Source organism: Nostoc sp. LPT (assembly GCF_017115165.1).
Lineage (GTDB): Bacteria > Cyanobacteriota > Cyanobacteriia > Cyanobacteriales > Nostocaceae > Nostoc.
The window spans coordinates 39,877-64,443 of the sequence record NZ_JABXKF010000071.1 but is presented as its reverse complement, the minus strand read 5'-3'; the positions used below and the strand labels follow the sequence as shown (position 1 = coordinate 64,443).

The 24,567-nt window shown below is 41.4% G+C and carries 25 protein-coding genes; 5 read left to right on the top strand and 20 right to left on the bottom strand.

What is annotated here, in order from left to right; genetic code table 11:
• Window positions 1-2: 2 nt before the first annotated feature.
• The 17 genes from HWQ58_RS16210 to HWQ58_RS16130 all read right to left on the bottom strand — a co-directional run bounded on the left by HWQ58_RS16210 (window position 3) and on the right by HWQ58_RS16130 (window position 10,452).
• Window positions 3-1,817: a hypothetical protein gene (locus HWQ58_RS16210; protein WP_292864377.1), complete on the bottom strand. Its 1,815-nt coding sequence runs from the start codon at window positions 1,815-1,817 to the stop codon at window positions 3-5.
• 11 nt (window positions 1,818-1,828) lie between these two features.
• On the bottom strand, window positions 1,829-2,545 hold the full coding sequence (locus tag HWQ58_RS16205; protein ID WP_292864374.1) for a hypothetical protein: 717 nt from the start codon (window positions 2,543-2,545) through the stop codon (window positions 1,829-1,831).
• Window positions 2,546-2,548: 3 nt separating this feature from the next.
• Entirely contained in the window at window positions 2,549-2,959 is a 411-nt protein-coding gene (locus tag HWQ58_RS16200) for a hypothetical protein (RefSeq protein WP_292864371.1), read from the bottom strand.
• 164 nt (window positions 2,960-3,123) lie between these two features.
• A complete protein-coding gene (locus HWQ58_RS16195; protein WP_292864368.1) occupies window positions 3,124-3,834 on the bottom strand; it encodes a hypothetical protein in 711 nt (236 codons plus the stop codon).
• Entirely contained in the window at window positions 3,824-4,360 is a 537-nt protein-coding gene (locus HWQ58_RS16190) for a hypothetical protein (RefSeq protein WP_242055842.1), read from the bottom strand. Before HWQ58_RS16190 ends, HWQ58_RS16195 begins: the two co-directional genes overlap by 11 nt.
• Before the next feature lie 91 nt (window positions 4,361-4,451).
• On the bottom strand, window positions 4,452-4,670 hold the full coding sequence (locus HWQ58_RS16185) for a hypothetical protein (RefSeq protein ID WP_292864362.1): 219 nt from the start codon (window positions 4,668-4,670) through the stop codon (window positions 4,452-4,454).
• A 254-nt stretch (window positions 4,671-4,924) separates the two neighbouring features.
• A complete protein-coding gene (locus HWQ58_RS16180; protein ID WP_292864359.1) occupies window positions 4,925-5,281 on the bottom strand; it encodes a hypothetical protein in 357 nt (118 codons plus the stop codon).
• 35 nt (window positions 5,282-5,316) lie between these two features.
• Window positions 5,317-5,991: a hypothetical protein gene (locus HWQ58_RS16175; RefSeq protein WP_292864356.1), complete on the bottom strand. Its 675-nt coding sequence runs from the start codon at window positions 5,989-5,991 to the stop codon at window positions 5,317-5,319.
• Window positions 5,992-6,008: 17 nt separating this feature from the next.
• Entirely contained in the window at window positions 6,009-6,395 is a 387-nt protein-coding gene (locus HWQ58_RS16170) for a hypothetical protein (protein ID WP_292864353.1), read from the bottom strand.
• A 188-nt stretch (window positions 6,396-6,583) separates the two neighbouring features.
• Entirely contained in the window at window positions 6,584-6,928 is a 345-nt protein-coding gene (locus tag HWQ58_RS16165; protein WP_292864350.1) for a hypothetical protein, read from the bottom strand.
• Window positions 6,929-7,150: 222 nt separating this feature from the next.
• Entirely contained in the window at window positions 7,151-7,327 is a 177-nt protein-coding gene (locus tag HWQ58_RS16160; protein WP_292864347.1) for a hypothetical protein, read from the bottom strand.
• A gap of 32 nt (window positions 7,328-7,359) precedes the next feature.
• Window positions 7,360-7,659 (bottom strand): hypothetical protein, encoded by a 300-nt coding sequence (locus tag HWQ58_RS16155; RefSeq protein ID WP_292864344.1) that lies wholly within the window; start codon window positions 7,657-7,659, stop codon window positions 7,360-7,362.
• A 58-nt stretch (window positions 7,660-7,717) separates the two neighbouring features.
• The gene (locus tag HWQ58_RS16150) at window positions 7,718-8,491 is read right to left on the bottom strand and encodes an ERF family protein (protein ID WP_292864341.1); all 774 of its coding nucleotides are present in this window, start codon (window positions 8,489-8,491) and stop codon (window positions 7,718-7,720) included.
• A 17-nt stretch (window positions 8,492-8,508) separates the two neighbouring features.
• Entirely contained in the window at window positions 8,509-8,769 is a 261-nt protein-coding gene (locus HWQ58_RS16145) for a hypothetical protein (RefSeq protein ID WP_292864338.1), read from the bottom strand.
• A 254-nt stretch (window positions 8,770-9,023) separates the two neighbouring features.
• The gene (locus tag HWQ58_RS16140) at window positions 9,024-9,239 is read right to left on the bottom strand and encodes a hypothetical protein (protein ID WP_292864335.1); all 216 of its coding nucleotides are present in this window, start codon (window positions 9,237-9,239) and stop codon (window positions 9,024-9,026) included.
• A gap of 96 nt (window positions 9,240-9,335) precedes the next feature.
• Window positions 9,336-9,830 (bottom strand): hypothetical protein, encoded by a 495-nt coding sequence (locus HWQ58_RS16135; RefSeq protein ID WP_292864332.1) that lies wholly within the window; start codon window positions 9,828-9,830, stop codon window positions 9,336-9,338.
• Window positions 9,831-9,852: 22 nt separating this feature from the next.
• Window positions 9,853-10,452, bottom strand: coding sequence for a hypothetical protein (locus HWQ58_RS16130; protein ID WP_292864329.1), 600 nt, complete (start codon window positions 10,450-10,452; stop codon window positions 9,853-9,855).
• 257 nt (window positions 10,453-10,709) lie between these two features.
• Between HWQ58_RS16130 and HWQ58_RS16125 the strand changes: the two genes are divergently transcribed.
• The 5 genes from HWQ58_RS16125 to HWQ58_RS16105 all read left to right on the top strand — a co-directional run bounded on the left by HWQ58_RS16125 (window position 10,710) and on the right by HWQ58_RS16105 (window position 20,929).
• A complete protein-coding gene (locus tag HWQ58_RS16125) occupies window positions 10,710-10,919 on the top strand; it encodes a hypothetical protein (protein WP_094346102.1) in 210 nt (69 codons plus the stop codon).
• A 626-nt stretch (window positions 10,920-11,545) separates the two neighbouring features.
• The gene (locus tag HWQ58_RS16120) at window positions 11,546-13,120 is read left to right on the top strand and encodes a hypothetical protein (protein WP_292864326.1); all 1,575 of its coding nucleotides are present in this window, start codon (window positions 11,546-11,548) and stop codon (window positions 13,118-13,120) included.
• A 204-nt stretch (window positions 13,121-13,324) separates the two neighbouring features.
• Complete coding sequence (locus HWQ58_RS16115; RefSeq protein WP_292864323.1) at window positions 13,325-14,650, top strand: hypothetical protein; 1,326 nt, start codon at window positions 13,325-13,327, stop codon at window positions 14,648-14,650.
• Window positions 14,651-14,894: 244 nt separating this feature from the next.
• Entirely contained in the window at window positions 14,895-16,334 is a 1,440-nt protein-coding gene (locus HWQ58_RS16110) for an NHLP bacteriocin system secretion protein (RefSeq protein WP_292864320.1), read from the top strand.
• A gap of 5 nt (window positions 16,335-16,339) precedes the next feature.
• Window positions 16,340-20,929, top strand: coding sequence for an NHLP family bacteriocin export ABC transporter peptidase/permease/ATPase subunit (locus HWQ58_RS16105; protein WP_292864398.1), 4,590 nt, complete (start codon window positions 16,340-16,342; stop codon window positions 20,927-20,929).
• A gap of 159 nt (window positions 20,930-21,088) precedes the next feature.
• Here the strand turns inward: HWQ58_RS16105 and HWQ58_RS16100 are convergent, their stop codons facing one another.
• The 3 genes from HWQ58_RS16100 to HWQ58_RS16090 form a co-directional block, all read right to left on the bottom strand.
• Window positions 21,089-22,321 (bottom strand): glycosyltransferase family 4 protein, encoded by a 1,233-nt coding sequence (locus HWQ58_RS16100; protein ID WP_292864317.1) that lies wholly within the window; start codon window positions 22,319-22,321, stop codon window positions 21,089-21,091.
• Window positions 22,322-22,873: 552 nt separating this feature from the next.
• Window positions 22,874-24,124, bottom strand: coding sequence for a glycosyltransferase family 4 protein (locus HWQ58_RS16095; protein WP_292864314.1), 1,251 nt, complete (start codon window positions 24,122-24,124; stop codon window positions 22,874-22,876).
• 207 nt (window positions 24,125-24,331) lie between these two features.
• Window positions 24,332-24,487 carry a hypothetical protein gene (locus tag HWQ58_RS16090; protein WP_292864311.1) on the bottom strand — a complete coding sequence of 52 codons (156 nt, stop codon included), beginning with the start codon at window positions 24,485-24,487 and terminating at the stop codon, window positions 24,332-24,334.
• Between the last annotated feature and the right edge of the window lie 80 nt (window positions 24,488-24,567).

Here is a 24,567-nt window from a genome sequence, read left to right as displayed (position 1 = left end):
TTTTAGTTTTGATTACTATCGCAGCCGTCAAATTTGTATTTAATTGGTGAATTTTGGAGTAATTTTTCAATTCCCAAACGGATTAGTTCTGGTGGAACTCCGTCTAATTTCAACTCGCTTTGAATAAACTCATCAATGGAACTGGCTTTCGTTTTCTCCAAAAGCGCCAACATCTGTTGAGCTTGGGTTGTTGGTGTGGTTGACTCCTTAGTTTCAGCTTGAGAGGTTTGCTTATTACTTGGTGCAGAGTCAATAAAGTTTTTGGTATCCCGGTCATAACCAGAGAAATTCTTTAACAGAGGCATTGGTATCCATTCATTGATGCCGCCGTAATAAACTGCTCTACCGACTGGTGATTGTGCAGCAATCTCCATCACTTGAGTTGAAGTAATCTTGCGATCGCTGGGGATGAGTTGGGTAGCAATCATGGCATTGTAAGCCGGGACGTTATCAGGATGAACCAACGCCACAGAGGTTAACTGCGATCGCAGTCCGCCAGAAATGCCCAAATCATCAGTATGAGGGTTTTGTACGACAATCCAGAAATGCCAACCGGAACTATCACCGCAAGAACAGTAAGAGATGATTTTGTCTTTGAGCCAGCCAATTTCACCCTTGGTATTTTTAAATTTGGAACAGACAGCCGTTCCTTCATCCAAAATAATCAGCTTGGAGCCAGAGATATTTTGAAATTCGGTAAAGCATTCTTTGACCCATTTAACGGCTTCGACCGGGGACATTTCTAGGATTTTAGCCCGTTTAAAAGTATCAACACGACCTTTAAAATAACCGGTTTCTTTTTCGTCACCTTTTGGGTCAATATAAAAGATGTGTATGCCAGGATGCAGCCGCTTGATAGCATCGATTGCATTGCTAATGGTGATGCCCTTGCCAGAACCAGGGACACCAACCCACAGCATATTGGTAACTTTCTTAGCAATATGCCCAATTAGGTCATACTGCACTTGGGGTTTAGTGGTGTAGATGGAGATATCGGTATTGACTGGAGGGGAAGAAGCACTTTGCATGGGAGCAGAAGGTATGGGAGAAATTTCCCCTGCGCTCTGCCCCGTTTCCTCTACAAACCTTGCTCCCACAGCATGATTCGGTAATTGAGCAAATCGAGCTTGTGGGATACCAAGATTTTGCGGTTGTATGGCCTCTTGAATAACTGTTACTTGTTGGTAGTTAACTCGTGGGTCAATTGTCACTTGCGCTAAATGCCCAGACAATTGCTCACGGGTGGGAAACTGCCCACGTAGCTGAATAAACCAATCAAGTAACCAACGGTAAGCGTAAAATCGTTTTCCTGACCCAACAGCACCCAGGTATTCGCATAAAACATGAGAAGATTGCTTGAGCATAGCAAACTCATATTTAGACATTGGCTGCAAATGAAGCATCAAGTCAGCAATTTCATTTTGGTTAGCGAAATATTCAGCCCGTGCGACGCTATCACCCATTGCAGAAAGGAAAGCAAAGAAGTCACCACGAATAAAAGGGATGGGTGCAAATTGATGGGTATCGTTTAAGTCCTGAACAATTGACCAAAGATAACCAACCCCTGCAACAACCGCACCGATTGGAGCAAGAGGAGATGTAGCATAGCAAACCGCACCAGTAAGGGCGGTGGCCAATGTGATGAACTTAGCGAGATTCATCTCGTTGCGTTCATCTCTGGCACGAATCAACAACTGGTCTTGTCTTTCTTGTAGCCAAGAGGCGATATTTCCAGCTTCCAAATACTCAATGCTGGGGTAATCGTCACGTAAAAGTGCCGTTTCTTTAGTTCCTAGCATTGGTATTTGTTGCTGCATGTGAATTCCTCTTACTTAGTTAATTTCCAAATGTTGTAACCAATCTCGCCAGCCATCATTGAGGCACAGTTATAAGCGAAACAAGCCAAGATTGCGGCTGGGTTAGTGTAACGGAAAGGATTACGACCAACGAATGTGGTGGTGATGTCTAGTACCCAGAAAAATAGTGCGATCGCTCCACCTGTATGACGTTCTTTCATACCAGCAGCTTTATAATCACCCCACAATGCCACTGTCAGGTCGATATTGCCATTCGGTTTACTGCCGAGTGTGTATTGTTTTGATTCCTCAAACTCATGCTTGGCTTGATTTGGGTCTTTGCCACGCAATGTTCGCGCTTCCATCACCTGAACAAGTGCAGAGATACCAAAGCTAATCCAAAACAAGGGATTAAATAGGAGTTGTAACCAACCGAACCAGCCAATCCATTCAGTTTCAAACCACGGTAGGAGGGGTTTTCCCTGGAATAAAACTTGCCAGATGCTATCAGTAGAAAGGAGTGTACCAATCCAGAAACCAATTGCACCAACCAGCTTGTATCCGGGTGTGCCTGGGGTAACGAATTGGGCAATGATATGTGAGATAAAGATGACTGGCAGTGAGATTAATGCCACAATCCACCGAGCTAATAATTCTAGGTAGTCACTCCCTCCTTTTTTTGGCTCTTTTTGTGGTGATGATTCTGGTTTCGGTTGTGAATTAGATTTGTTTGGAGTGAGATATTTCATAAATCAATTGGGTGAATCTTTAAGTAGTGGCGAATTCTTACAAGCATTTTTGAACCGATATTTCCATTTCCATTGCCTTTGTTCAATTCGCCCAATACATAAACCAGTTGAGTCATACACAAAAACTGTCTCATCTTCTAAATAACCTGTAGTGTCAGGTCTAGGGTTACGTTTTTTGGAGTCTAGATAGTTCCTGATTCGTAACTTACTGAATGAGGGCGTAACTCCAAGAGAGTTAATTTTGTCGGCGGTTGCTGCCCTTTGCTCGGCTTTAATGCGTTCTAGTTCTTCAGACTCTCGAATCGTAATGCCGTGAGAGTAAGTTTTGAATTGGGCTGGCAGTTGTGATAACCAAGGACTTGCGATTAATCCCATGCCCAATAATCCCAACATCGCTTGCTTCTGATATTTCATCAAACACTCAGCCAAAATATTTTACGGTTGTTGCCCGTTGATACTTTGTGTTGTCTGGGGTGGCGGTGCATTAATAACACGAACATAAACAGACAGCCCAATACAAACTAGAAAAAAAATGACTGACAATCCGAAAAGATTCTCTTTGAAGAACTTGCGCCATTTTAAGCTGGAGATTGGAATTTCTCGCTCAACAAAGAGCGTGTCAAATTTTTCAAGTCCTGAATCGTCGCAGGTCGTGTAGACTTTTTTTCTGATGTCGGCACTCCTAATTCGTCTAAAAATGCTTTTGGGTCAAAACCAACAGTTGCAGCAGTAGTGAGGGTTTGAACTTGTTGCTTAATCTCATCCCCAGTCTTTAACCCGTACTCTTGGGTAATTTGTTGCCTGATTTCGGGATTTTTGGCCAATTGATAAATAAACGCTATTTCATCAAAACCTTGCTCTGTGCGTCGCTGTAATGAACGAGCATCAAGTTCACTCGTGATTTCATCGAACAATTCTTGCTCAAACTCATGAACTGCCAGCGCTTGAGCAACAGTCTTGCCTGCCACAATGTCCAAGAATGCCTTAAACGTTTCGCGGCTGACTCCTTCTACTCGTAATTGTTCAGTGGCCATGTCCATAGCTCCCGTCTGTGTATTCGCTAAATTGCCGCTACCTCCTAACAGCTTCGATTTGTTGAGGGTTGCTTGCGCTAGATTGAACAACCTTTCTAAGCGATCGCTAATATCTACGGGAAATTCTTGAGCGTTCGGATCAACTGCTGGATCTGACTGAGCCAGTTGTTCTAATCCAGCAATAATTTGCTCTGGGCTGTAGCTAGCACTCAATAATTCAAATAATTCTGCACGGGTGAATATGCTATTCGACATGATGTATCTCTCCTAAACCGTATGATGTGAATCTAAGTTGTTCTTGTTCAAAGTTGCTGCGAGTATATTCACCTTTGTTAGCTTCAATAATGGCCTCAACAAGGGGCTTTTTATCAATGCCTTGAACAATGTCAGAAAACAATTCGCCAATCTTTCCTACTACCCATACTTGATACGTTGTCATTAATGGCGCACGTAGTCTCTTTTCTTGAGCAAAAGCTTTCATTCTTAAGAGTATTAATCTATACTCTGGAACAAGTTGAGCTACTTCTGTCCACCGTTCTAATGTACGGGGGCAGATGCCTAAAATTTTAGTTGCTTTGGCTTTTGACATCGGTAAAAGCAAGAAATTGACTCCCGATTGGCTTGGTTTTTGATGAAAAAGTTGTTCTCTCCATTGTGACTTCATGAACTTAGTCAAATCCGTGTCAATAGTCTCAAAAAGATAGTCAATATCTGTGTCAATCTCTGTATCAATCTCTGTATCAAGACCATTGTCAATATCTGTATCAATATTGATGTCCATGACAAACAACTATTGACTATCTATTGACTTTGCTCTTTTATAATAAAAAACCCGCATCAAAGTGGGTAGTGTCTGTGTGACCTTTTTTGATTTAAGAAGCACTTAAATATAAATCTAGTAAACCAAAATGATTTAAGACAGATTCTTTTGGTTGTTGGTAACGACTACTATACTCGTCAGCTAACCAGTGCTTTAGAGTTTCTGGTGGATAATCGCTTAGTTCATGAATCTCGGACACCGATAATCCGTGCTTCAATTTAAATTCTTTAGGATGAATCGGTTTCACCTTCAGTAAGTGTTTGTTTGACATAATGCAATTACTTATAAAATCTTTCATCCGGCCTTTTGATGCAGCGATACCGAATCACAATTTTTGTGCCTTCGCTAAAAAGCAAGCAGACCATGAGACTCTGCTCGACCTCAAACACGGTAGCATCAAGGTTTTGAGACACGCGGATGATTTCGATGAGGCTCAAAACCCTAGTAATGCCGTGAAAATAACTGTCTCATGGTCTGCTCAATCCCTTGTCCTGACTGATTCCGCGCCTCTATGAGAAAGAAAAATCATTTTTTTGAATTTTGCAAAAAACCCCGGTTTTTGGCTCTTTTACTTAAAGTGGGTTTTTCCATTTGTCCTGTGGTCATTTTTGAAGCCTGACCCTGTTTGACTAGCACCGAGCGCAAGTACTGCCGACAGGCTGCCTCTCCCCGATAAATCAGAATCCGCAGTGCCTCTATTTCCTGCATTGGAGAAACACAGATTTCGGCGATCGCACTAATCAAATTCTGTTGCTTCTGCACATAAGAAAGATGCTGCTGCTCCAACTCTTGAATCTTGGAGTTTAGCTGTTGTATTTGCCGTAATGCTTGCGTCAAGGACGATTCTTTGTTTCGAGAGCGATTATTTAAGGTTAACGCCATTTTTTTTGCTCCTTTGTAATTTATAAGAATGCCAATCAAGTTTGTACAAGGTCTTCACGACTAAATATCTTTTTCTTTGATCCGATTGAAGTGCGAATAAATCCAGATTTTTCGCAATACTTATCCATTTTTAGATCCGAAGTTATTGGACAAGCTAAAGGGCTAGCAATTGAGACAACAGAAGTAGCAAATTCGCAGGGTTTTGTTAATTCTTCCTCGTGCCAGTCGCCTAAACAACGGAATATAGTGACGTGTCCAGTTGGTTCGTCTTCGTCGGGCTGAAAAAGAATATTTACAATTCTTTCAGTTGGATCTAGTTGTATAGATTCCTGAAAGCCTTGCCAATCCGGGCATTGTTTGCCAAATGATCCTTGAGGATGAATAGCGCAATTGAGCGTTACACCGTTGTACGGGATACCGTGATAGTATTTGCACCCTTTACAGTTGGTAGGTATAGGTAAAGGCTTGCCCTGAGCGTAGTTGTTAGCGCAGCCTCTCCAAGAGTTGGGCTGAGGTTGGCCTAACAGAATTTGGTTAACCTCAATTTGTCTTGCAATTCGATCAGTAATGAATGTTGTGATCCCGGTTCCGACTATTGCCCCGCTTATGGCATACATGATATTTTTACCGAGATATTGAGTGCCAACATAACTACAGATAATTGTTGCCGTTACTGCACTGATGCCTTTAATGAAAGGACTAAAATTCATCTTTTGTTACTTCTTTTTTACTCAATTAGTTCCTTAGTGCTGGGGAACTTCTCATGATCTGAGCAAGTATCACCTTCTACTCCATGCGGATGAATCGCACAAACCAGCTTTACTCTTCCATATTCAATACCATGAAAGTTCCGGCATCCTTTGCAAGCCTTTGGTTTCGCTTTGAGTCTTTCGTCTAAAGTTCTGTCGATTTGTTCTTCAATTTGAGTTTTCAACAGACGATCTAGAGCTATTGTTTGCAATCCAACTCCCCCTAGCATCAGGGACAAGCCAGAAATCCAACTTTTTGCACCCTCTCCCGCAATTGCTCCTTTAACACCGATAATGATGCCGATCGCCATTGCCGTTGCTCCTGATGCTGCAACAAAAACATTCAAATATTTAAGCTTTAACATTGGTTTTTCTCTCTATTGTCGAACAAAATAAAATTCTGTACAACTGACCGATTTGACTTGTTCTTTATATGAAAATCATCGGCATTTCGGCGGTTCATACTTCGATAACAAAGCTCCAAAGTCGTAAATCGTTACTGTTGATTTGAGTTCTGATGTGGTTAATTTTATTTCCATTGTCGTTTCCCTCCCTAAAATTTGTCCCGGTGAATACTAAAACTTGCTCCGACTAAAGAACTGCCTAAGAAGGCGGAAAAACAGACCAACATAGCCCCAAGACTTCTGTTTTTCTGGTACTCCCAACCAGAGATGATTATGTTGGAATTAGTATTAGTCTCGATAATCTCCATTCCCCAGCACCCCATTGCTCCAACTCCTGAAAAGCTAGTCAAGAGTAGAGAGACGATTGCAGTTGTTTCTATGGTGCGGTCGATGAAAATCCTGGGTTTGAATCTTCTCCTAGTACGGCGGCGAAGAACCAATTTACTCTTGTGGTCTAATTGAGATTGGTAAACAACTTGTTTGTGGTTAGTCATTTGACATCCTCCAATTGAACATAAAAACCTGCACCTGTATTCGTAATCTTTACCTTTCTTTGATTGACCAAGCCTTGAATCACTCCCAGGCTAAATTTAATACTGCACAACCGTGCGCTCCCCCCACAACGACGGAGGTATTGTAGACACAGTGAGGGCTGGTCAGTAGAGGTGGGGAAAATGGATTTTTTGGGCATAATCTTGACTATGACTCTACGATTTTTAAATGATGAGAATTGAAAAAATTCCTTGGTCAGGTGGCATATCTGGGAAATGAGCACAAACCATGCCGTGTCCTGAATACTGAATTACTGTGCCTGTTTGCCCTAGCCTTGGGTCTTTTTCTGCAACTGTTTTAATGACTTTGACAACTGAATTAATTGGTGGAAGACTAGCCATTCTTAATCCTTTAATGAACAGTCTATTATTGATTAATAATTCGAGTTTTCGCCGATACCATATTGCCATTTGAGAAAACTGACGGGAGTACAGATTTCTTGCCAATCACAAGCTCCCATTGGCGCATTCCAGTCTTGTCGGTATTCCTCTTCAAAATACCCCAGTCCCCAATGCCAACCGTCATATTCCGGCTGTGACTCCCATCCAAACCAGAGAGCAACATTTACTTTAATCAGATAGAAGAACTTAATCATCCATCCGCCATCGTCATCAGAAATAAAATCGTAAAACTCTCCTAGAAAGCGTTCATTTGTTAATGCAATTAAATTCATTCTTGACCAAAGATTCATCTTTTTATTTACCCCCTAGTTGGAAGTATGATTTCTCTTTTCAATTCAGTTCCGGCAATTGTGCAAGCGCTCCGTCCATCCAGTCGCTGATTGCTGTTGTTTCATCTACTCCTCGCCCTATAGCGTCAACGACATGCTTTTGATAAGAGTTAGCAGCATGATTCGGATGGACAAACTTATTTCCTGCCCAAGCCAAACACATGGTCTTCACTAATTCATTAATCTCTTGAGAATCAAGCTCACTCGGACTAGTTACATTTCGAGAATGCAGCCAAACTTTAACTAAATCGAGTGGGTAATTTAAAAGTGTGCGAACTTCTTTAATTCGCAAATCTTTTGGGTTGATTGATGGTGGAGTTACAGCTTGTTTTGTCGGCTGAACTAAAGAATGTTGATTATCTTTGCGGGGTCTAATGTTATTCTGTGGTTGTTCAGGCTTTTGAGGAGTAGTTGCGCCTTCAGCATCATTATCTTCATCAGCAGTCACCGATAAAATTGCACAAACCGCATATCGTCGTGCATAAGTTAATGCTGCGCCAAACTTCTGAGAATCACTAATTTCAGGTAAAGGATAAGTACTGGTAATGCTCTCACCTGATTCATGATAAAGATGAGTCCGCAGTACGGTTTTACTTTCACACAGTTCAGTAGTTTGAATGATGACTAATCCGTATTTACCCAATGCGGAAGTGACAGCAGCTAGTACAGCATCTAAGGTTGCATATTTGCGCTTGTAGTGAGGATTAGTCCCGTCTTTTTGAATGGGATTAAACTCTGCCTTTGCTTTGATTAAAGCTTTGATTAGTTCTTGCATTAATTGGCTCCAAATTATTACCAATCACTTTCGTTTACATCACCAGACACTTTTTTGCTAGATTTAGCCTTATTAATTTGGAACTCCGAGGCTTTCAGCACAGGCATTGCCGCTTGTTTTACTGAAGCTTTGGCTTGGTGATAGAGAAATTGGGTTATTCCATCAGCGTCTTCCCCATCTTCCACTTGCGCCCATAAAGAACAACTCAGTTCCAGCGATTCATAGTCGCCTAAATTAAATTTTCTAGAGTAGCTAACAGATACAGTTGTGAATTTCATAAGATGTCAGGTTTTGTAAATATTGGTTGTCAATTTTCTTCGTTAGTATCAACCATTTCAATACTGAGTATTTGACATAAATCGCTAGCTTTTACACCAACAATTCCCGGCTCAATTTCAGTAGATAATTCCTCAATCATTGAATGAAAGCCAGGGTCTTTATCATTGATTTCTAACTCAATTAAACCTACATTATTTGATATAACAGTCGCCCAACTTGGGCTTTGCTTGAGGAATACTGGTTGCGTAGAGTTTCATGATTTTGATTCCTGATTAAACTTGATTTCAACGACTTCTTCTACGCACCCCATTGCCTCACCCAAGTAATGCATGACATCAGCTAAGTGAGTCGCTGCTTCTGGGTCAATCTTCTTTTCAGCAATCAACAAAAGCCAATTTTCATCTTGGGCTATTGCCTGAATATTTACGTAGCACGAATTGAACTGCTTCAGTATTTCTATCGGTTCCATTGGTTTATCCGATGAGTTGTGTTGTTCTATTTAGATAAACTGATAATTTAGTTTTGCTCTGGTCGTAAAGGTGGGTCTTACTGCCCACCCATTTTTTTACGCTGCAACTAAATCTTTCGCTTGTGGAACGTATCTCTTTAACCGCTCCCATTCGTCACTCGTCAGCGCATCAAATTCTTTATCGAGTAATTCCTCTTCTGTGGGTGGTTGTTCCGTAGTCACTGTTAATCTGCCTGCCACATTCATAAATTCATCCAACCTAACTGCTGCACCAACCGGCTCGGCGTATCGAAGAGAATCTACTCCGTTAGACCAGTGGGTAATGTGTTGAAAAACCACCCCAATCATTGAATCAGCTTTGTAGACTCGATAATTTCTGGGGCAAGCTCCATTGACATACACGAGTTTGTATCCAGGGATTTCCATGACCTCTGCATTGGGGTCTGTTGGAGGCAACAGTATCTTGTCAAGAGACTCTTCCAACTGAGTCTGTTGAAGAGAAAATGTGGTAATCATATTCTGTGTGCCATGATGATTTAAATTGTCATAAATTTCGTTGTAGAGGCGATCGCATTTCTCTTGGGGGAGCAATCGCCCTTTCTAACTTCAGCAACTAAGCCGCTACTGCTGCTCGGACTCCCAACGATGCAATCACTTGTTCTGCACTCGGAGCCACGCGATTGACTCCATACTGTCTTGGTCTTGCGTACCAGCCTTGTTGATTGCACCCGACAAAGCCAACAAAACGCCCGTCTTGGAAGAGTTTGGTGCTGAAAGATAACCAATCAACTTCGCCGTGATACAGACCAAAAACAGTACAAGCTTTTTCCAATTCATCGCTCAATCGTTCGTTGCGTTCCAGTGCTGTTTCTGGTAGAGTCGCTTTGACTTCTGCCACTCTTGTAGCGAACCAGTTGCGGTCAAAGGGTAGCCGTCCGCCACCGACTAACTGCACCCATACTGTAATCCCGCCTTCGATCCAGATGGTGCGAACTGATTCGGGTTCGACCTGGATAATTTCGCCAATGATGCGACGGTCACGAGATGTCAGGGGATCTTGGGTTGGGGCTACAGCTTCGGCTTGGGATTTCAGGTGGGTGTATAGTTCAGCTTGGGCTGTGGCTTGCTCATCTCTGTGAGAGGCATCAGCAACTAGTGTTTGATTTAGCTTGAAGCTTGAGGGTGCTTGCTGTGTATAGGTTGAATGCGTCATAATGAGGATCTCCTGCCTCTACATGGGGTTAGGTTTTTCACAAAGGGTGATCGCTCAAGTTGTCCAGACCTCGCGATCGCCTTTCGTTCGCATAGCTTCAGTATATACAATTGCTATGCAAATGTCAATATATTTTCTAGATTTTGTATATGCAAAACTGGAAAAGCCTTATAAGTCATGAAAAAACTAGCATAGGCATTGCATAGACAAGTAAATGAGGCTAGTCTTATGTATAGACAGATAAATGCAGGAAGCGTATGGGTCAGCTAAACATCCGAATAGATGATGAGTTAAAAGAAGCTTTCATAAGGAAAGCTAAAGAAGATAATACTTCAGCTACAGAATTACTAATTGAATATATGAAGCAGTATTTAGCTTCTCCCCAAAAAAATGAATCTCAGAAAATAGAGGAGCTAGAAAAAAGATTAGTAAGGGTTGAGCAAGTATTGGGGGAATTAGCAGCCTGAGAAACGAGCTTCAGTTTTTCAGGCTTTGGCGTGAGCGTGTTCGTAAATCTTTAAAAACTAATTCTATATCCCCTGACGATGAGTCAGGGGATTTTGCATAAATAGGCTGTATATACAATTTTAGGCAGTGCATTGACTATTCTATGCACTGCCTATACTATAAATATATGATTTAACTTTATTTTGACAATATGACACACCAAAAACTATCGGTTTATATGCAACTGCATTCAGAAGATATAGAGGCATTGCAAAATATATGGATTCATTGGAAAGTGTGCAGACACCCATAGGAGTAAGCACAGATAAAGGATTGGAAGATCAGACTCTCAAGCGTCCGCAGCAGTCATAAATTAAAAACCCCACAGGGAAGTTTTGCAGGCTACCAGTGGGGGCAGAACATAACCAACGTTTAAGGCTATGATTTATTTAACAGTACCAAATTTCCCTGTCCTATGTACAGAGTTTAGTTGTATTATTAACAGCTGTCTATCTCTGTTACCCTGTGGTTGTAATAAAAAGAATAATACTAGCTCTGGCGGTGTAAAACCAGGGGTACAAAAAATTTTTCATTTACTAAAGGTAGTTTTTGGCACCTCTTCTATTTATTGGAATAGGAGAGGAATATGCTAACATTAAACCTTTCCGAAACAACATTAGCGCTCAATTATGGTCTTCTCAACAGCAGCATTCAGGAAACCTTTGCCGCTATAGACCGATTTGAGTGGCAGGCATCGGATGAACTGCGGTTGATGCAAGATAACAAATATTACCAAGATGGCGCATACACTAGCTTTGAAGCCTATTGCGAAAGCGAGTTGACCAAACACGGGGGATATCGACGGGTCAAGGATTTATTTGCGGCCAAGCGAGTGGTTGATACCTTGCCAGAAGATTTGAGGGACAAGATCACCAAACCTTCTCAGACTCGCCCCTTGCTCAGACTGGTCAAAACTCCCGATAAGTTAGAGCAAGCTGTTGCGATCGCAGCCAAAGAAAAACCCTTCCCCAGCGCCGCAGACTTCGCCAAAGCGGTGCAAGAGGTTGCACCAACAGTTAAACGCTCCACAAAAAGCGAAAATCCTAAAACGCAATTGTGTAATTCTGTCACTGTTTCACAACAGTCACATCCAAGGTATGGGGATTCGGGAGTGATTGAAGCAGACGCACCGAATCACTGGCAACAGATTGTCACCTTCAGCGATGGTGAAAGGTTGTTGATCAACAATGCTGATTTAGATGCGGCTAGTGTTCCATTTTCCAGAGAGCGGAACTATCCACCAGAATATACGGAAGCGATCGCCCAAATCAAAGAGCAATACCAGCAGGAACTAAAGCGCCTAGAGCAAGAATTGAGGATTGGCTTGCTTTCAGAAGCCACTGCTAATGCCGAAGCCCAAGTACAAGAACAAATCCAATCTCTGCAAAACTTGTACAAGCAACAAAGGGAGCAAAACGTTCAGTTACAGCAGCGATTGGATGAAATGGAAGGGTTAAGGAAATTGGAGGCTGAGAATCAACAACTCAAGCAGCGTATTCAAGATTTAGAACACGCCGTAGAACAGCGCCCTTCCCAACAGTGGGGGAATACCATGACCCAGCAAGCGACTAAAGCGTTGAACAAGCAGGTGAAGCAAGCCTTGGAGAAAACCATTGATTTGCGATCGCTAGCTCAGGAACCACCCAAAGAGAACGCCCAAGAATGTCTGCGTTTGATGGGCATGGCGTTGAAGCAGATAGCCAGTGCCATGAACAATACCCAGGCATTAGAAGCTGCGGCGATAATTCTGGGGAGTGAACCTACACCACAGGCTATCGCATATCGAGCCGAGCAATTGGAAATGCTACCCCAAGCGGTTAGTGACATTAGGGCAGTGCTAGCTAAACCTGGGTGTACTTGGCAGGACTATTTGGCAGTAGCCCAAGAGTACGAGGTAATAAAAGCAGACTACTGGGCGGAACTTACCACGGAGGAAACAGAATTAATCGCTGCCCTGGAAATTGCGTCTCATCCTCCCGTGATTCAAGTCGGCTCTATCGTTGCCTACGCTGATCCCTACTACACCTTATATAACGCTAGGGGTGAAGTCGTGGAGGAATTGGGTGAAGAGGAGGTGCTTGTTGCTTGGGATCATTGGAAAAATGAAGGTAGAAAAATTAGGTATTTTCGGAATGAGTTGCGATTCTGGCAACCTCAATAGGCTTTTATCAGTGAACAGTGAACAGTTACCAGTTATCACCGATAACTGATAACTGGTCTAAAACCTACGCCGATACGCCGCTCTTGACTGATAACTGATAACTGATAACTGATAACTGATAACTGATAACTGATAACTGGTTTAATAGCCCCGCATCACAGTGGGGGAAATTTCCGTGCGTCAACATAAAATTGAGATTGTAGAATGACCGCAACTATTACAAGACCCAAGCCCAAAAAGGCTGCCACTAAACCACAGTCACCGTATAAAAGGCTTCATGTGATTATTCCCATAGAAGATATGTTATGGGCTTCGCAACAAAAGCCTTCAGTTACGCAATTGTGGCAGGAGTGCTGGACGGCTGACCCCTATGGTTCTCGGTGGATGCCGCTAACAAGTGCTTTGGGCTACAGTACTTTTATCTCTGCGAAGAAAATTCTCTCCGAAAGCGGGTTGTTCATCTTCAAACCCGACAAGTCTATTCAAGATGGCCGAGAAACAGCTAGCTGGATGGTGAAGAATTTGCATGGTAGTCGGATGAAGGAGTTTTGGGAGAAAGCTAATGTTGAAAATCAACAACCAGATTCTCTAAAACGAGAACCAAATGCTGGGGATTCAGAGATAGATGCTGGCTGTGAAGAAATACGTGCTTCGTATAAAGCATCTATCTTAGGTCAAAGTCAGTTAGAGCAAGGCTTTCAGGAAACCTCACGAACTGCTCAGGAACAGCTAACGAACTCTTCAAAAGAGTTCGTTAGCTGTATCTCTGACACGCTTACAGGAAATTCGCGTGAGGAGGAGACGGCGAGTGCGCCCTTGGGGGGCGCTTCGCCTCAGTCTGTTCAAGGCGTGTCAGAGAAAGAGAAAGACTTGCCTGTGGCAATGGACTGCACGACGCTAGCGCTTGTGGATGCTGTACAGGGTGAATCTGCTTCTTCGTTAGCTGAAAACCAGAATTGTGGTGTTGAGCCGAAGGACTGTCATGGAGGTGCTTGTGCCGCCGCGCCCGTCGCACAGAATTTAACTGACTTGGAAGAACAAACCCAACATAGCCTTTCCACTTCGTTATTGGCTGAAAATCAAGATTGTGGTGTTGAGCCGAAAGACTGTCATGAAGGCACTGATTCCGCCGCGCCTGTTGCACAAAATGAATTTTCTTCCAAGGAAGCGATCGCTAATCAAACACAGGGGCAGGTAGAACAAGGTAATTCCACTTCGTTGTTAGTTGAAAATTCAGTTTCGGGTGTAGAAGTCAAAGCAGTTGATGACGGTGAAAGTTCCGCCGCGCCTGTCCCCAGTGCTGAAAAATGGTCGCATGAGGCGATTGTAGCGAGGTCAAATGTGCGACCTGAGCGTATGCAGAAACTGAAAGTTGCGGCGAATTCGGGGCAGAATCCGGGGTTTGACTTTTTGCTCTCGTGTTGGAATGATGATCCGGCTTTGCAAATTGTGATTAAAAAGTTGCTGGCGAAGTGTCCGCAGTGGGGGATTGCGATTGTGGATGGGGTGTTGGTGGATTGGGAGAGGTAGCAACAAATCAATAATTGTATATTTAGCTACAATAGTATTTATTTAGTTAAGTAGGAAAAGTGGGTTTAGTAGGATCTTTTGTACTAAGCCTTGATTATGCTGTTGATAAGCTGTAAGTTGATAAACGATAGATAACTTAAGCTCTTTTAAAGTCAGCATTCACCTGAAGCTAATTATTTATTTAACTATAATGGATTGGTATTAATAACGGCAAAAGAGTAATTTATATACTGAATAGTATTTGGTGAATAATCCTAAAAATAATTTGTTCCGCAAAGAAGCTTTAGAACGCGCTTCTTCTCCAGAAGAATTAGACCAAATCATGCAGGTAGTCAGTCCTCAAAAGTGGCTACCTTTATTTACTGTTGGCTTGTTAGTGACAGCAGGGCTTTTTTGGAGTATTTTAGGACGAATCCCAATTACAGTCACGGGTACTGGAATAATAGTTTACCCCAGCAAGGTTGCGTCCTTCCAATCGCCAATCGCAGGTAGGTTGCGAACAGTAAATGTCAAAGTTGGCGACTTTGTTCACAGAGGAGATGTACTGGCAACGTTAGACCAAAGCGAATTGCTTAAACAGCTACAACTAGTACGAGACAAACTGACGCAACTGCAACAACAGGGACGTGATGTTAATTCCTTACAACAACGGCGGCAAGATGTAGACAAGCAGGCAATTGAACAGCAACGCCAAAGCTTGCAGCAAAACTTGCTCTCAACAAAGAAGCTAACATCAATTTTAAAGGAGAAAGGACTAGACTCAATTCGACAAGATCGGATTAGTCAAATACAAAGCTTGCAAGCTACGGAGCAACTGCTACCGACTTTCAAACAAAGATTAGATAAACGCCAGCAACTATTGCAACAGGGAGCAATTTCTGGTGATACAGTGCTTCAGGCGCAGCAAGACTACTTAAACGCAGTCAAACAAATTAATGAAGCGCGCTCGCAACTCAAGCAACTGGATGTTAAAGAAGCAGATGCCGAAAGACAATATCTAGAAAACTTGAACTCAATTAAAGATTTGCAAGCGCAGTTAAAGCAACTAGATAGCAAACAGGTGACATCAGAACAACAGGACTTAGAAGCTGACACTAACCGCAAACAAGAAATTCAGGAAGTCCAACGAAATATTTCTCAATTGACAGTGCAATTAGTAGAGAACAGCCAGATTAAAAGCAGTTACACTGGAAGGATTTTAGAAATATCTGCAACACCAGGGCAGGTTGTACTACAAGGTACAGCAATTGGAGCGATCGCTGCCCAACAAGCATCAGATCAACCCGTAAGCATAGCATTTTTTCCCGTTGGTGATGGTAAGAAAATTCAACCAGTAATGAAGATACAAATCACGCCTAGCACAGTGCAACGAGAACGTTTTGGAGGTATTATTGGTTATGTTAGCGATGTCTCAGCTTACCCAGTGACTAAAGAGAGTGCATTAAGCATTGTAGGCAATTCCGAAATCGTCCAAGGGTTTATGTCAGAGGGGCCACAAATTCAAGTTACTGCCCGACTACAATCAGACGCTAACACCTTCAGCCACTACAAATGGTCTTCTTCTCAAGGGCCGGAGTTGAAAGTAACTCCTGGAACTACTACTACTGTACAAGTCACCGTAGAAGAACGCGCCCCAATTACTTTTGTCCTACCGCTTTTAAAATCCTGGACTGGCATTAACTAAATATGATGTGGTGGCAAAATCTCCAAAGGATAATAGGGCGTAAAAGCAAGCGGTGTCATACTCCGACTATACTCCAAATGGAGGTAGTAGAATGTGGTGCGGCTGCCTTGGGAATTATTTTGGCGTACTATGGTCGCATTGTCCCGCTAACGGAACTTAGGCAAGCTTGTGGAGTATCACGGGATGGTGTTAATGCTTTTAACCTTGTCAAGGCAGCCAAAACCTATGGACTCAGCACTAAGGGCTACAAAAAAGACTTAACTGCACTGTGGCATCTTAAACTTCCTTGCATTGTATTTTGGAACTTTAACCACTTCTTAGTCGTAGAAGGTTTAAGCAAGGAACGAGTTTATCTAAACGATCCGGCTACTGGACGGCGTAGTGTCTCTTGTCAAGAATTTAGTGGCTCCTACACAGGTGTTGTGCTTGTTTTAGAACCTGGTTCAGGTTTCCAAACAGGGGGACGCAAACCCAGCACGATTTTGAGTTTATGGTCACGTCTGCAAGAATCTGTTGGTGCGATGATTTACTGTGTACTAGCAGGTTTTTTGCAAGTAATTCCGGGATTAGCCATACCTGCATTTTCTCAAGTTTTTATAGATAATGTGTTAATTGGGAGTAAAAGTGAGTGGTTGCGTCCGCTAATTTTAGGGATGATTTTCACAGCCGCGCTCAATGGATTTTTAACACTGTTACAGTTGCAATTTCTGCGTCAGTTAAAAGTCAAGCTGTCTGCGAGCATGAAAAGTAAATTCCTATGGCATATTTTACGCCTAAGCATCAGTTTTTACGATCAGCGATTTGCAGGAGAAATCAGTAGTCGCATACAACTTAACGATAGTATAGCAAACTTGCTTTCCGGGAAGTTAGCTACTAGTGCGATCGCCGCAGCTTCTATATTTCTATATGTAATAGTCATGCTGCAATACGACGTATTACTAACTTCAATTGCGATCGCCTTTGTCGCGGCAAACTTAGTTACTTTGCAATGGGTAAGAAGGCATCGCACAGATACTAATACTAAAATGATGCAAGAGTATGGGAAAGTCGAGGGCATAACGATTTCTGGTCTTCAAAGTATAGAAACGCTCAAAGCATCTGGATTAGAATCAGATTTTTTCTCGAAATGGGCAGGTCATTACACCAAAGCGATCAATATACGTCAACAATTGGATCTAACAAACCAAACACTAGGAATTTTACCAACATTTCTATCAGCTAGTGCATCTCTGCTCATGTTAGCGATCGGCGGTTTGCGAGTCATGGATGGAGCAATGAGCATCGGCATGTTAGTTGCTTTCCAAAGCATAATGCATAAGTTTCTTGAACCTATAAATAATTTAGTGAGTCTGGGAAGTGACCTGCAAGACATGGAAGGCAATCTTAATCGCCTTGATGATGTTTTACAGAACCCCATTGACCCACAGTTAGAACCGAAAGGAGGCAAGGGAGCACAGGGGAAGTCCTCTCCTCTGCCCCAGACTTCTGTCCGCAAGCTGAAATTACAAGGGGATGTTGAATTACGCAATGTTACCTTTGGCTATAGCAAAATAGCTCCACCGATAATAGAGAATTTTAATCTCTGTGTCAAAAAAGGACAAAGAGTTGCTCTAGTAGGTGCTAGTGGTTGTGGGAAGTCTACTATTGCTAAACTTTTGTGTGGACTTTACGAACTCTGGCAAGGAGAAATTTACTTCGATGGCGAACTCAGAGAACAAATTGACCGCCAGGTATTGGTCAATTCTATCTCTGCTGTAGACCAAGAAATCTTTTTCTTTGCTGGCAGTGTCAAAGATAACTTAACACTTTGGGACAGTACTATACCCAATGAATATTTAGTTCAGGCTTGTCAAGATGCTCAGATTCATGATGCGATCGCTTCTCTACCAAGAGGATACAATGCAGAACTGTTAGAGGGTGCTGCTAATCTTAGCGGTGGTCAGCGACAACGCTTAGAAATTGCGCGTGCCTTGGTTAATCATCCCAGCATCCTGATTTTAGATGAAGCTACCAGTGCCTTAGATGCCAAGATTGAAAACCAAGTCAGTCAGAATCTAAAAGCGCGTGGTTGCACTTGCATCATTGTGGCACATCGACTTTCGACTATACAAGATTGCGATGAAATTATTGTTATCGAACGCGGAAAGATAGTTCAACAAGGAACTCATGAGCAATTACAGCAAATTGAAGGGACATACTTGCAATTGATTCGTAGCGAACAAAACTTTAAGCTTGAATCTAATATTGTCCCAATAGCAGAAACTAATGTTGCTGATGATTCCTCTATTTCTCCCACTTCTTTAACTAAAATAGATGCTATCAAAAATCCTATACAAAAGATAGATATAGAATTACTCAGATTAGAGTCAAAGGAACGCCTTGAACGCGAGTTAATGACACAAACATTAGCAGAATTGGCATCTGTGCTGCAACCAAGGTCAGATAAAGTAAGTAATCGCTCAGCTTTGAATAAAAATCTTTATTTAGGTGACAGCCAGCAAGCTTTATTAGTCGCGGCTGGTGCTGTAGGCAAAGCTTTAGGAATTGAAATTCGCCCCCCAGTAATTTCCGCAGATTCCCAGGAAATCAAAGACTCTGTAGAGGCTCTAGCTCGCGCTTCGTGTATTCGAGTGCGGCAAATTAAGTTGCCGGACAACTGGTGGCGACAGGATCTCGGTCCGATATTGGCATATACCGAAAAGACCAAGTTGCCAGTGGCATTGTTACCAACGTCTGATACCCGTTATCAACTCTATTCGCCTAGCGAACAAACCTCCGTCCCTGTAGATGCTCGCACGGCAGCAACACTAATTCCAAATGCTTACATATTTTATCGACCGTTCAGCCAGAAACATCCCAGAGCTATTGATTTACTTCAGTTTGCTTTCCAACGACATTATAGAGAGTTGATTGTAATTTCAGGGGCGGGAATTGCAGCTACTTTACTTGGAATGCTCACGCCTTTTGCTACAGCTATTTTAATTGACAAAGCTATCCCTGATGCAAATCGCGCTCTACTGGGTCAAGTTGCTTTTGGATTAGTGGCTGCTAATGTAGGCACAACGTTGTTTCAATTAATTCAAGGGCTGACTACGATTAGGCTAGAAACTTTTGCCACCTCCTCTATTCAAGCAGCAGTTTGGGATCGATTACTTAATCTCAAGCTTTCTTTTTTCCGCTCTTTTTCATTTGGTGATTTAAATTCTAGAGTCACTGCTGTTAGTCAAATTCACCAAAGATTGGGTAATACAATCTTAAAATCAACCCTTTCTAGCTTGTTTTCGTTGCTCAATCTCGGATTATTGTTATACTACAATATTTCCTTAGCTCTATTAGCTTGTGCAGTAGCACTGATAAATACTGCTGTGACTATCATCTTCGGTATTGCGATCCTCCGTATAGCTCGTTCGGGATTAAACTATGAAGGTAAAATCTTTGGGGTAGTTGTACAGTTGATTAATGGAGTAGCTAAACTCAGAGTCGCTAAAGCTGAAACTCGTGCTTTTGCTTACTGGGGTCAACAGTATACCCAACAACTAAAACGAATGCTTAGTAAGCAAGGTATTGAAGATAATCTTGCTGTAATTAATCAAGTATTACCTACCTTAACGACTGCGGCTTTATTTTGGTTTGCTGCTATTTTAATTGAACAGTCCCATTTATCGAGACAACCTAGCTTATCCACTGGTACTTTCTTAGCATTTAATGTTGCTTTTAGTACTTTTATTCATGGAGTAACTAGCCTCAGCAATACAGCCGTAGAAGTTTTGCAAATCTTGCCTTTGTGGCAACGAGCTAAACCAATTCTTCTTGCAGAACCAGAAATTACCTTCAACCAAGCAGATCCTGGAAAACTTTCAGGTAGATTAGTCCTAAAGCGTGTCAGTTTTCGCTACAGTAATGATTATCCTTTAGTATTAGATAACGTTAGTATTCAGGCTCAAGCTGGGGAATTCGTTGCGATTGTTGGTTCTTCTGGTAGTGGAAAATCAACTTTATTAAGACTACTTTTAGGGTTTGAATCCCCTAAATCAGGCAAGGTTTATTACGACGGACAAGATTTAGCCTCTGTAGATATTCATGCTGTACGCCGTCAATTAGGTGTTGTATTGCAGAATAGTCGGCTAATGTCAGCTTCTATTTTTAATAATATTACTAGTGGTGCAACCCTGACGATGGATCAAGCTTGGGAAGCAGCTCGAATGGCAGGTTTAGCAGATGATATTGCTGCCATGCCGATGGGAATGCACACAGTCGTCAGTGAAGGCGGTAGTAATCTTTCCGGTGGGCAACGGCAACGACTATTGATTGCACGAGCTTTAGCACTCAAACCGAAAATTTTACTGTTTGATGAAGCAACTAGTGCGCTCGATAACACAACCCAAGCGATAGTTAGTCAAAGCTTGGATAAATTGCAAGTCACTAGAATCATTATTGCTCATCGGCTTAGTACCATCCGCAATGCTCACCGCATTTATGTACTTAAAGCAGGCCGAGTTGTGCAACAAGGAACTTTTCAAGAATTAGCAACTACTGAAGGATTGTTTGCTCAGTTAATAGCTCGGCAGGGCATTGTCAACTTAATTGAACAGTAATCTAAAAAGAAGGCAAAATACAACCAAACTGCAAGCTGATGATTTCATTAGCAAAGCGATGACAAGGGTACATTATGGGCAACGAACAGAGCAGAGGCAGTATCCAGATTTTACTATCTACCGTCCTCCTGATTAACTTGACAATGCTGGGAAATTAAATCAGGTTTTGTCTGCTCGGATTGCTTCAAGGTAAATGTTTTTTAGTCTAGAAGCATAGTCTTCAATGGAATGATGCTCGATAATTCTAGAGATCGATCTGTTTGATTTATCTAGAATTACTTTGCGATCGGCAAATATCTCATGTACTGCTTGCTCAATTCCCTTACGGATCAATTTACTAATGACGAATCCACCTTCTTTTGTCGTGTAAATTGCTTCTCCTAAACTATCTTTAGGAATTTCTATTATCCATCCTACATTATTATCGTTTATTTCTGGTAAAGCCCTAATATTAGTTGTAATCACAGGGCATCCTGCTGCTTGAAATTCTAAAACAGAATAGCCATAAGTATCAGCATAGGTTGGTAATAAACCAATATGAGACTTTTTCATTAACTCAAGAACCTCCTGATTAGGCAGACGTGGAAAATAGTTAATCCAGTCAGAGTTTTGCTGAATTAGATGCTTTGTCCTTTCAACATCAGCGGGTGTTTTTTTATTTTTAATAGCATAATAATCAATCACAAAAGAACTAACAATTGTTAATTCAAAATTGTATTTATATTCATCTTTCAAATATTTGAATGTCTCAATAATTTCTTGTCCTCCTTTGCGGAAGAAACTAGAACCTACAAATAAAAATCTTATCTTTTCATCTAGACTAAGCTGTTTGTCTTCATATTTATAGTTAAGCAATCTTTGCGGCGGATGCATAACTATCAGTTTGCTTTGTATGCTTTCTTGATATTCTGGAAATTTTTTTAGAAGCATTGTTTGCCTATTAGCATTGCAATCAGACATAGCAATAATGCGGTGGCAAGCATTGCCAGATAGTGCTTTAAAAGCCTTATGTATTTTAACTTCAGCTTTCAGAGCAGAAAAATCTGATTCTAGCTTGCTAGTGTGCGGATATGAAATCAGGCAAGCAAATCTTGGGAGGTACGTTTCAAATGTCGTAATCCAGGGAGTAGAGCCATAACTGATAGTGTTGAAAAAATGAAGTAGACTAACTTGATTTAGATCGAAATCATCAAATTGATAGTAATAATCAAATCTAGGATTTTTAGTGTTAAAGCTGGACAAAACTTCTTCATTGGCAAGGCGACTTAATTTATTCGCAATCTCCTCTTTTAAGCTGAAAGTATCGTGAACTTTTTTGTATTTAACGTCAGGCACTATGCCGATAATGTTTCTTTCCTCTGCATATGAATTGAACTGATAACCAACAAGCACAATTGGCTTCTCCTTTTTACAAAAGTGGCGTAACTAGAACAAAGTATCTAGCGATATAGCAAGACTAACAGCGCTCGAGCGTTTATAAATTTTTCAGTTAGATTTATTGGCGATCGCCAAAGTTTGGTTGATTTTACTATATTCCTGCATTGTCAAACCTTTCAAAAGCCGCATTTGCTTGTTGAGTATAGTCAACTACAACAGGAACGACAACAGTTGAAGTACAATCTTATAATAAGACTTATGCCTTTTCTATTACTCCGATCGCGGTCAATTACCGAAAAATTCGACAGCGCTCACTACAGCATTTCAAAGTTATGGTTTTGTCTATGTAATATCATGTCCGGCAAATTACTTATGATATGTCCGCTGTGAGTGCAACGAAGTGGAACGTAGGCACGAAGTGGCTTCCCGCAGGGTAGCAATCGTAAGACCTCTGCGATTGCTTCACTTCGTACCCTTCGGGGAACCCGAAGGAGTACGCAATGACAAGTGTTTAAGCGGACATGATATCACGCTCGATTTAAAAGGTTATCGCAGTGAGAAATTAAATCAGGTTTTGTCCGCCCGGATTGCTTCAAGGTAAATGTTTTTGAGTCTAGAAGCATAGTCTTCAATGGAATGATGCTCGATAATTCTAGAGATCGATCTGTTTGATTTATATAGAATTACTTGGCGATCGGCAAATATCTCATGTACTGCTTGTTCAATTCCCTCACGGATCGATTTACTAATGACAAACCTAGCTTCTTTTGTCATGTAAATTAATTCTCCTGTGTAAATTGCTTCTCCTAAACTACTTTTAGGAATTTCTATTATCCATCCTACATTATTATCGTTTATTTCTGGTAAAGCCCTAATATTAGTTGTAATCACAGGGCATCCTGCTGCTTGAAATTCTAAAACAGAATAGCCATAAGTATCAGCATAGGTTGGTAATAAACCAATATGAGACTTTTTCATTAACTCAAGAACCTCCTGATTGGGCAGACCTGGAAAATAGTTAATCCATTCAGAGTTTTGCTGAATTAAATACTTTATTATTTCAACATCAGCAGGTGTTTTTTGATTTTTAGTAGCATAATGATCAATAGTAAGAGTACTAACAATTGTTAATTCAAAATTGTATTTATATTCATCTTTCAAATATTTAAATATCTCAATTATTTCTTCCCCTCCTTTGCGGAAGAAACCAGAACCTACAAATAAAAACCTTATCTTTTCATCTAGACTAAGATATTTTTCTTCATATTTGTGGATCAACAATCTCTGCGGTGGATGCATAACTATCAGTTTGCTTTGTATGCTTTCTTGATATTCTGGAAACTCTTTTAAAAGCATTTTTTGCATATTAGCATTGCAATCAGACATAGCAATAATGCGGTGGCAAGCATCGCCAGATAGTGCTTTCAAAGCCTTATGTATTTTAGCTTCATCTTTCAGAGCAGAAAAATCCGATTCTAGCTTGCTAGTGTGCGGATATGAAATCAGGCAAGCAAATCTTGGGAGGTACGTTTCAAATGTCGTAATCCAGGGAGTAGAGCCATAACTGATAGTATTGAAAAAATGAAGTAGACTAACTTGATTGAGATCGGAATCATCAAATTGATAGTAATAATCAAATCTAGGATTTCTAGTGTTAAATCTGGACAAAACTTTGCGGTTGGCAAGCCGATTTTGGTTATTCGCAATCTCCTCTTTTAAGCTGAAAGTATCGTGAACTTTTTTGTATTTAGCGTCAGGCACTATGCCGATAATGTTTCTTTTCTCTGCATATGAATTGAACTGATAACCAATAAGCACAATTGGCTTCTCCTTTTTACAAGAGTGGCGTAACTAGAACTGAAGTATTTAGCGATACAGCAAGAGCAACGGTTGTGTTGCCATCTTTTTGAGTTATCTCATTAAGATTATTTATCATAATTTTTACCCAGTCTTACGTTAAAAATATAACTTTATGTTTCGTTATATATTTTGGCGTTCGTCGTACTCCTTCTCCTAACGCAGACGCTAACGCGAACGGAGAAGCAAGCTACGCGCAGCGTCTCGTACTGCGAAGCAGAACCCGAAGGGTAGAGAAGACGTTGGTGCAGCCATCGCTCGATGAATATCCGACTTCAGAAAATCGCGTTGCTCCCGCTTCAAGTTTAGAGGCTTTTTGCCCAATGTATTTTTCCTTTCTTGTATAAGTCCTGATTCGGTTAAGTAGAAAAGTGGGAAAAGTGGGAAAAGTCGGATGTTTTACA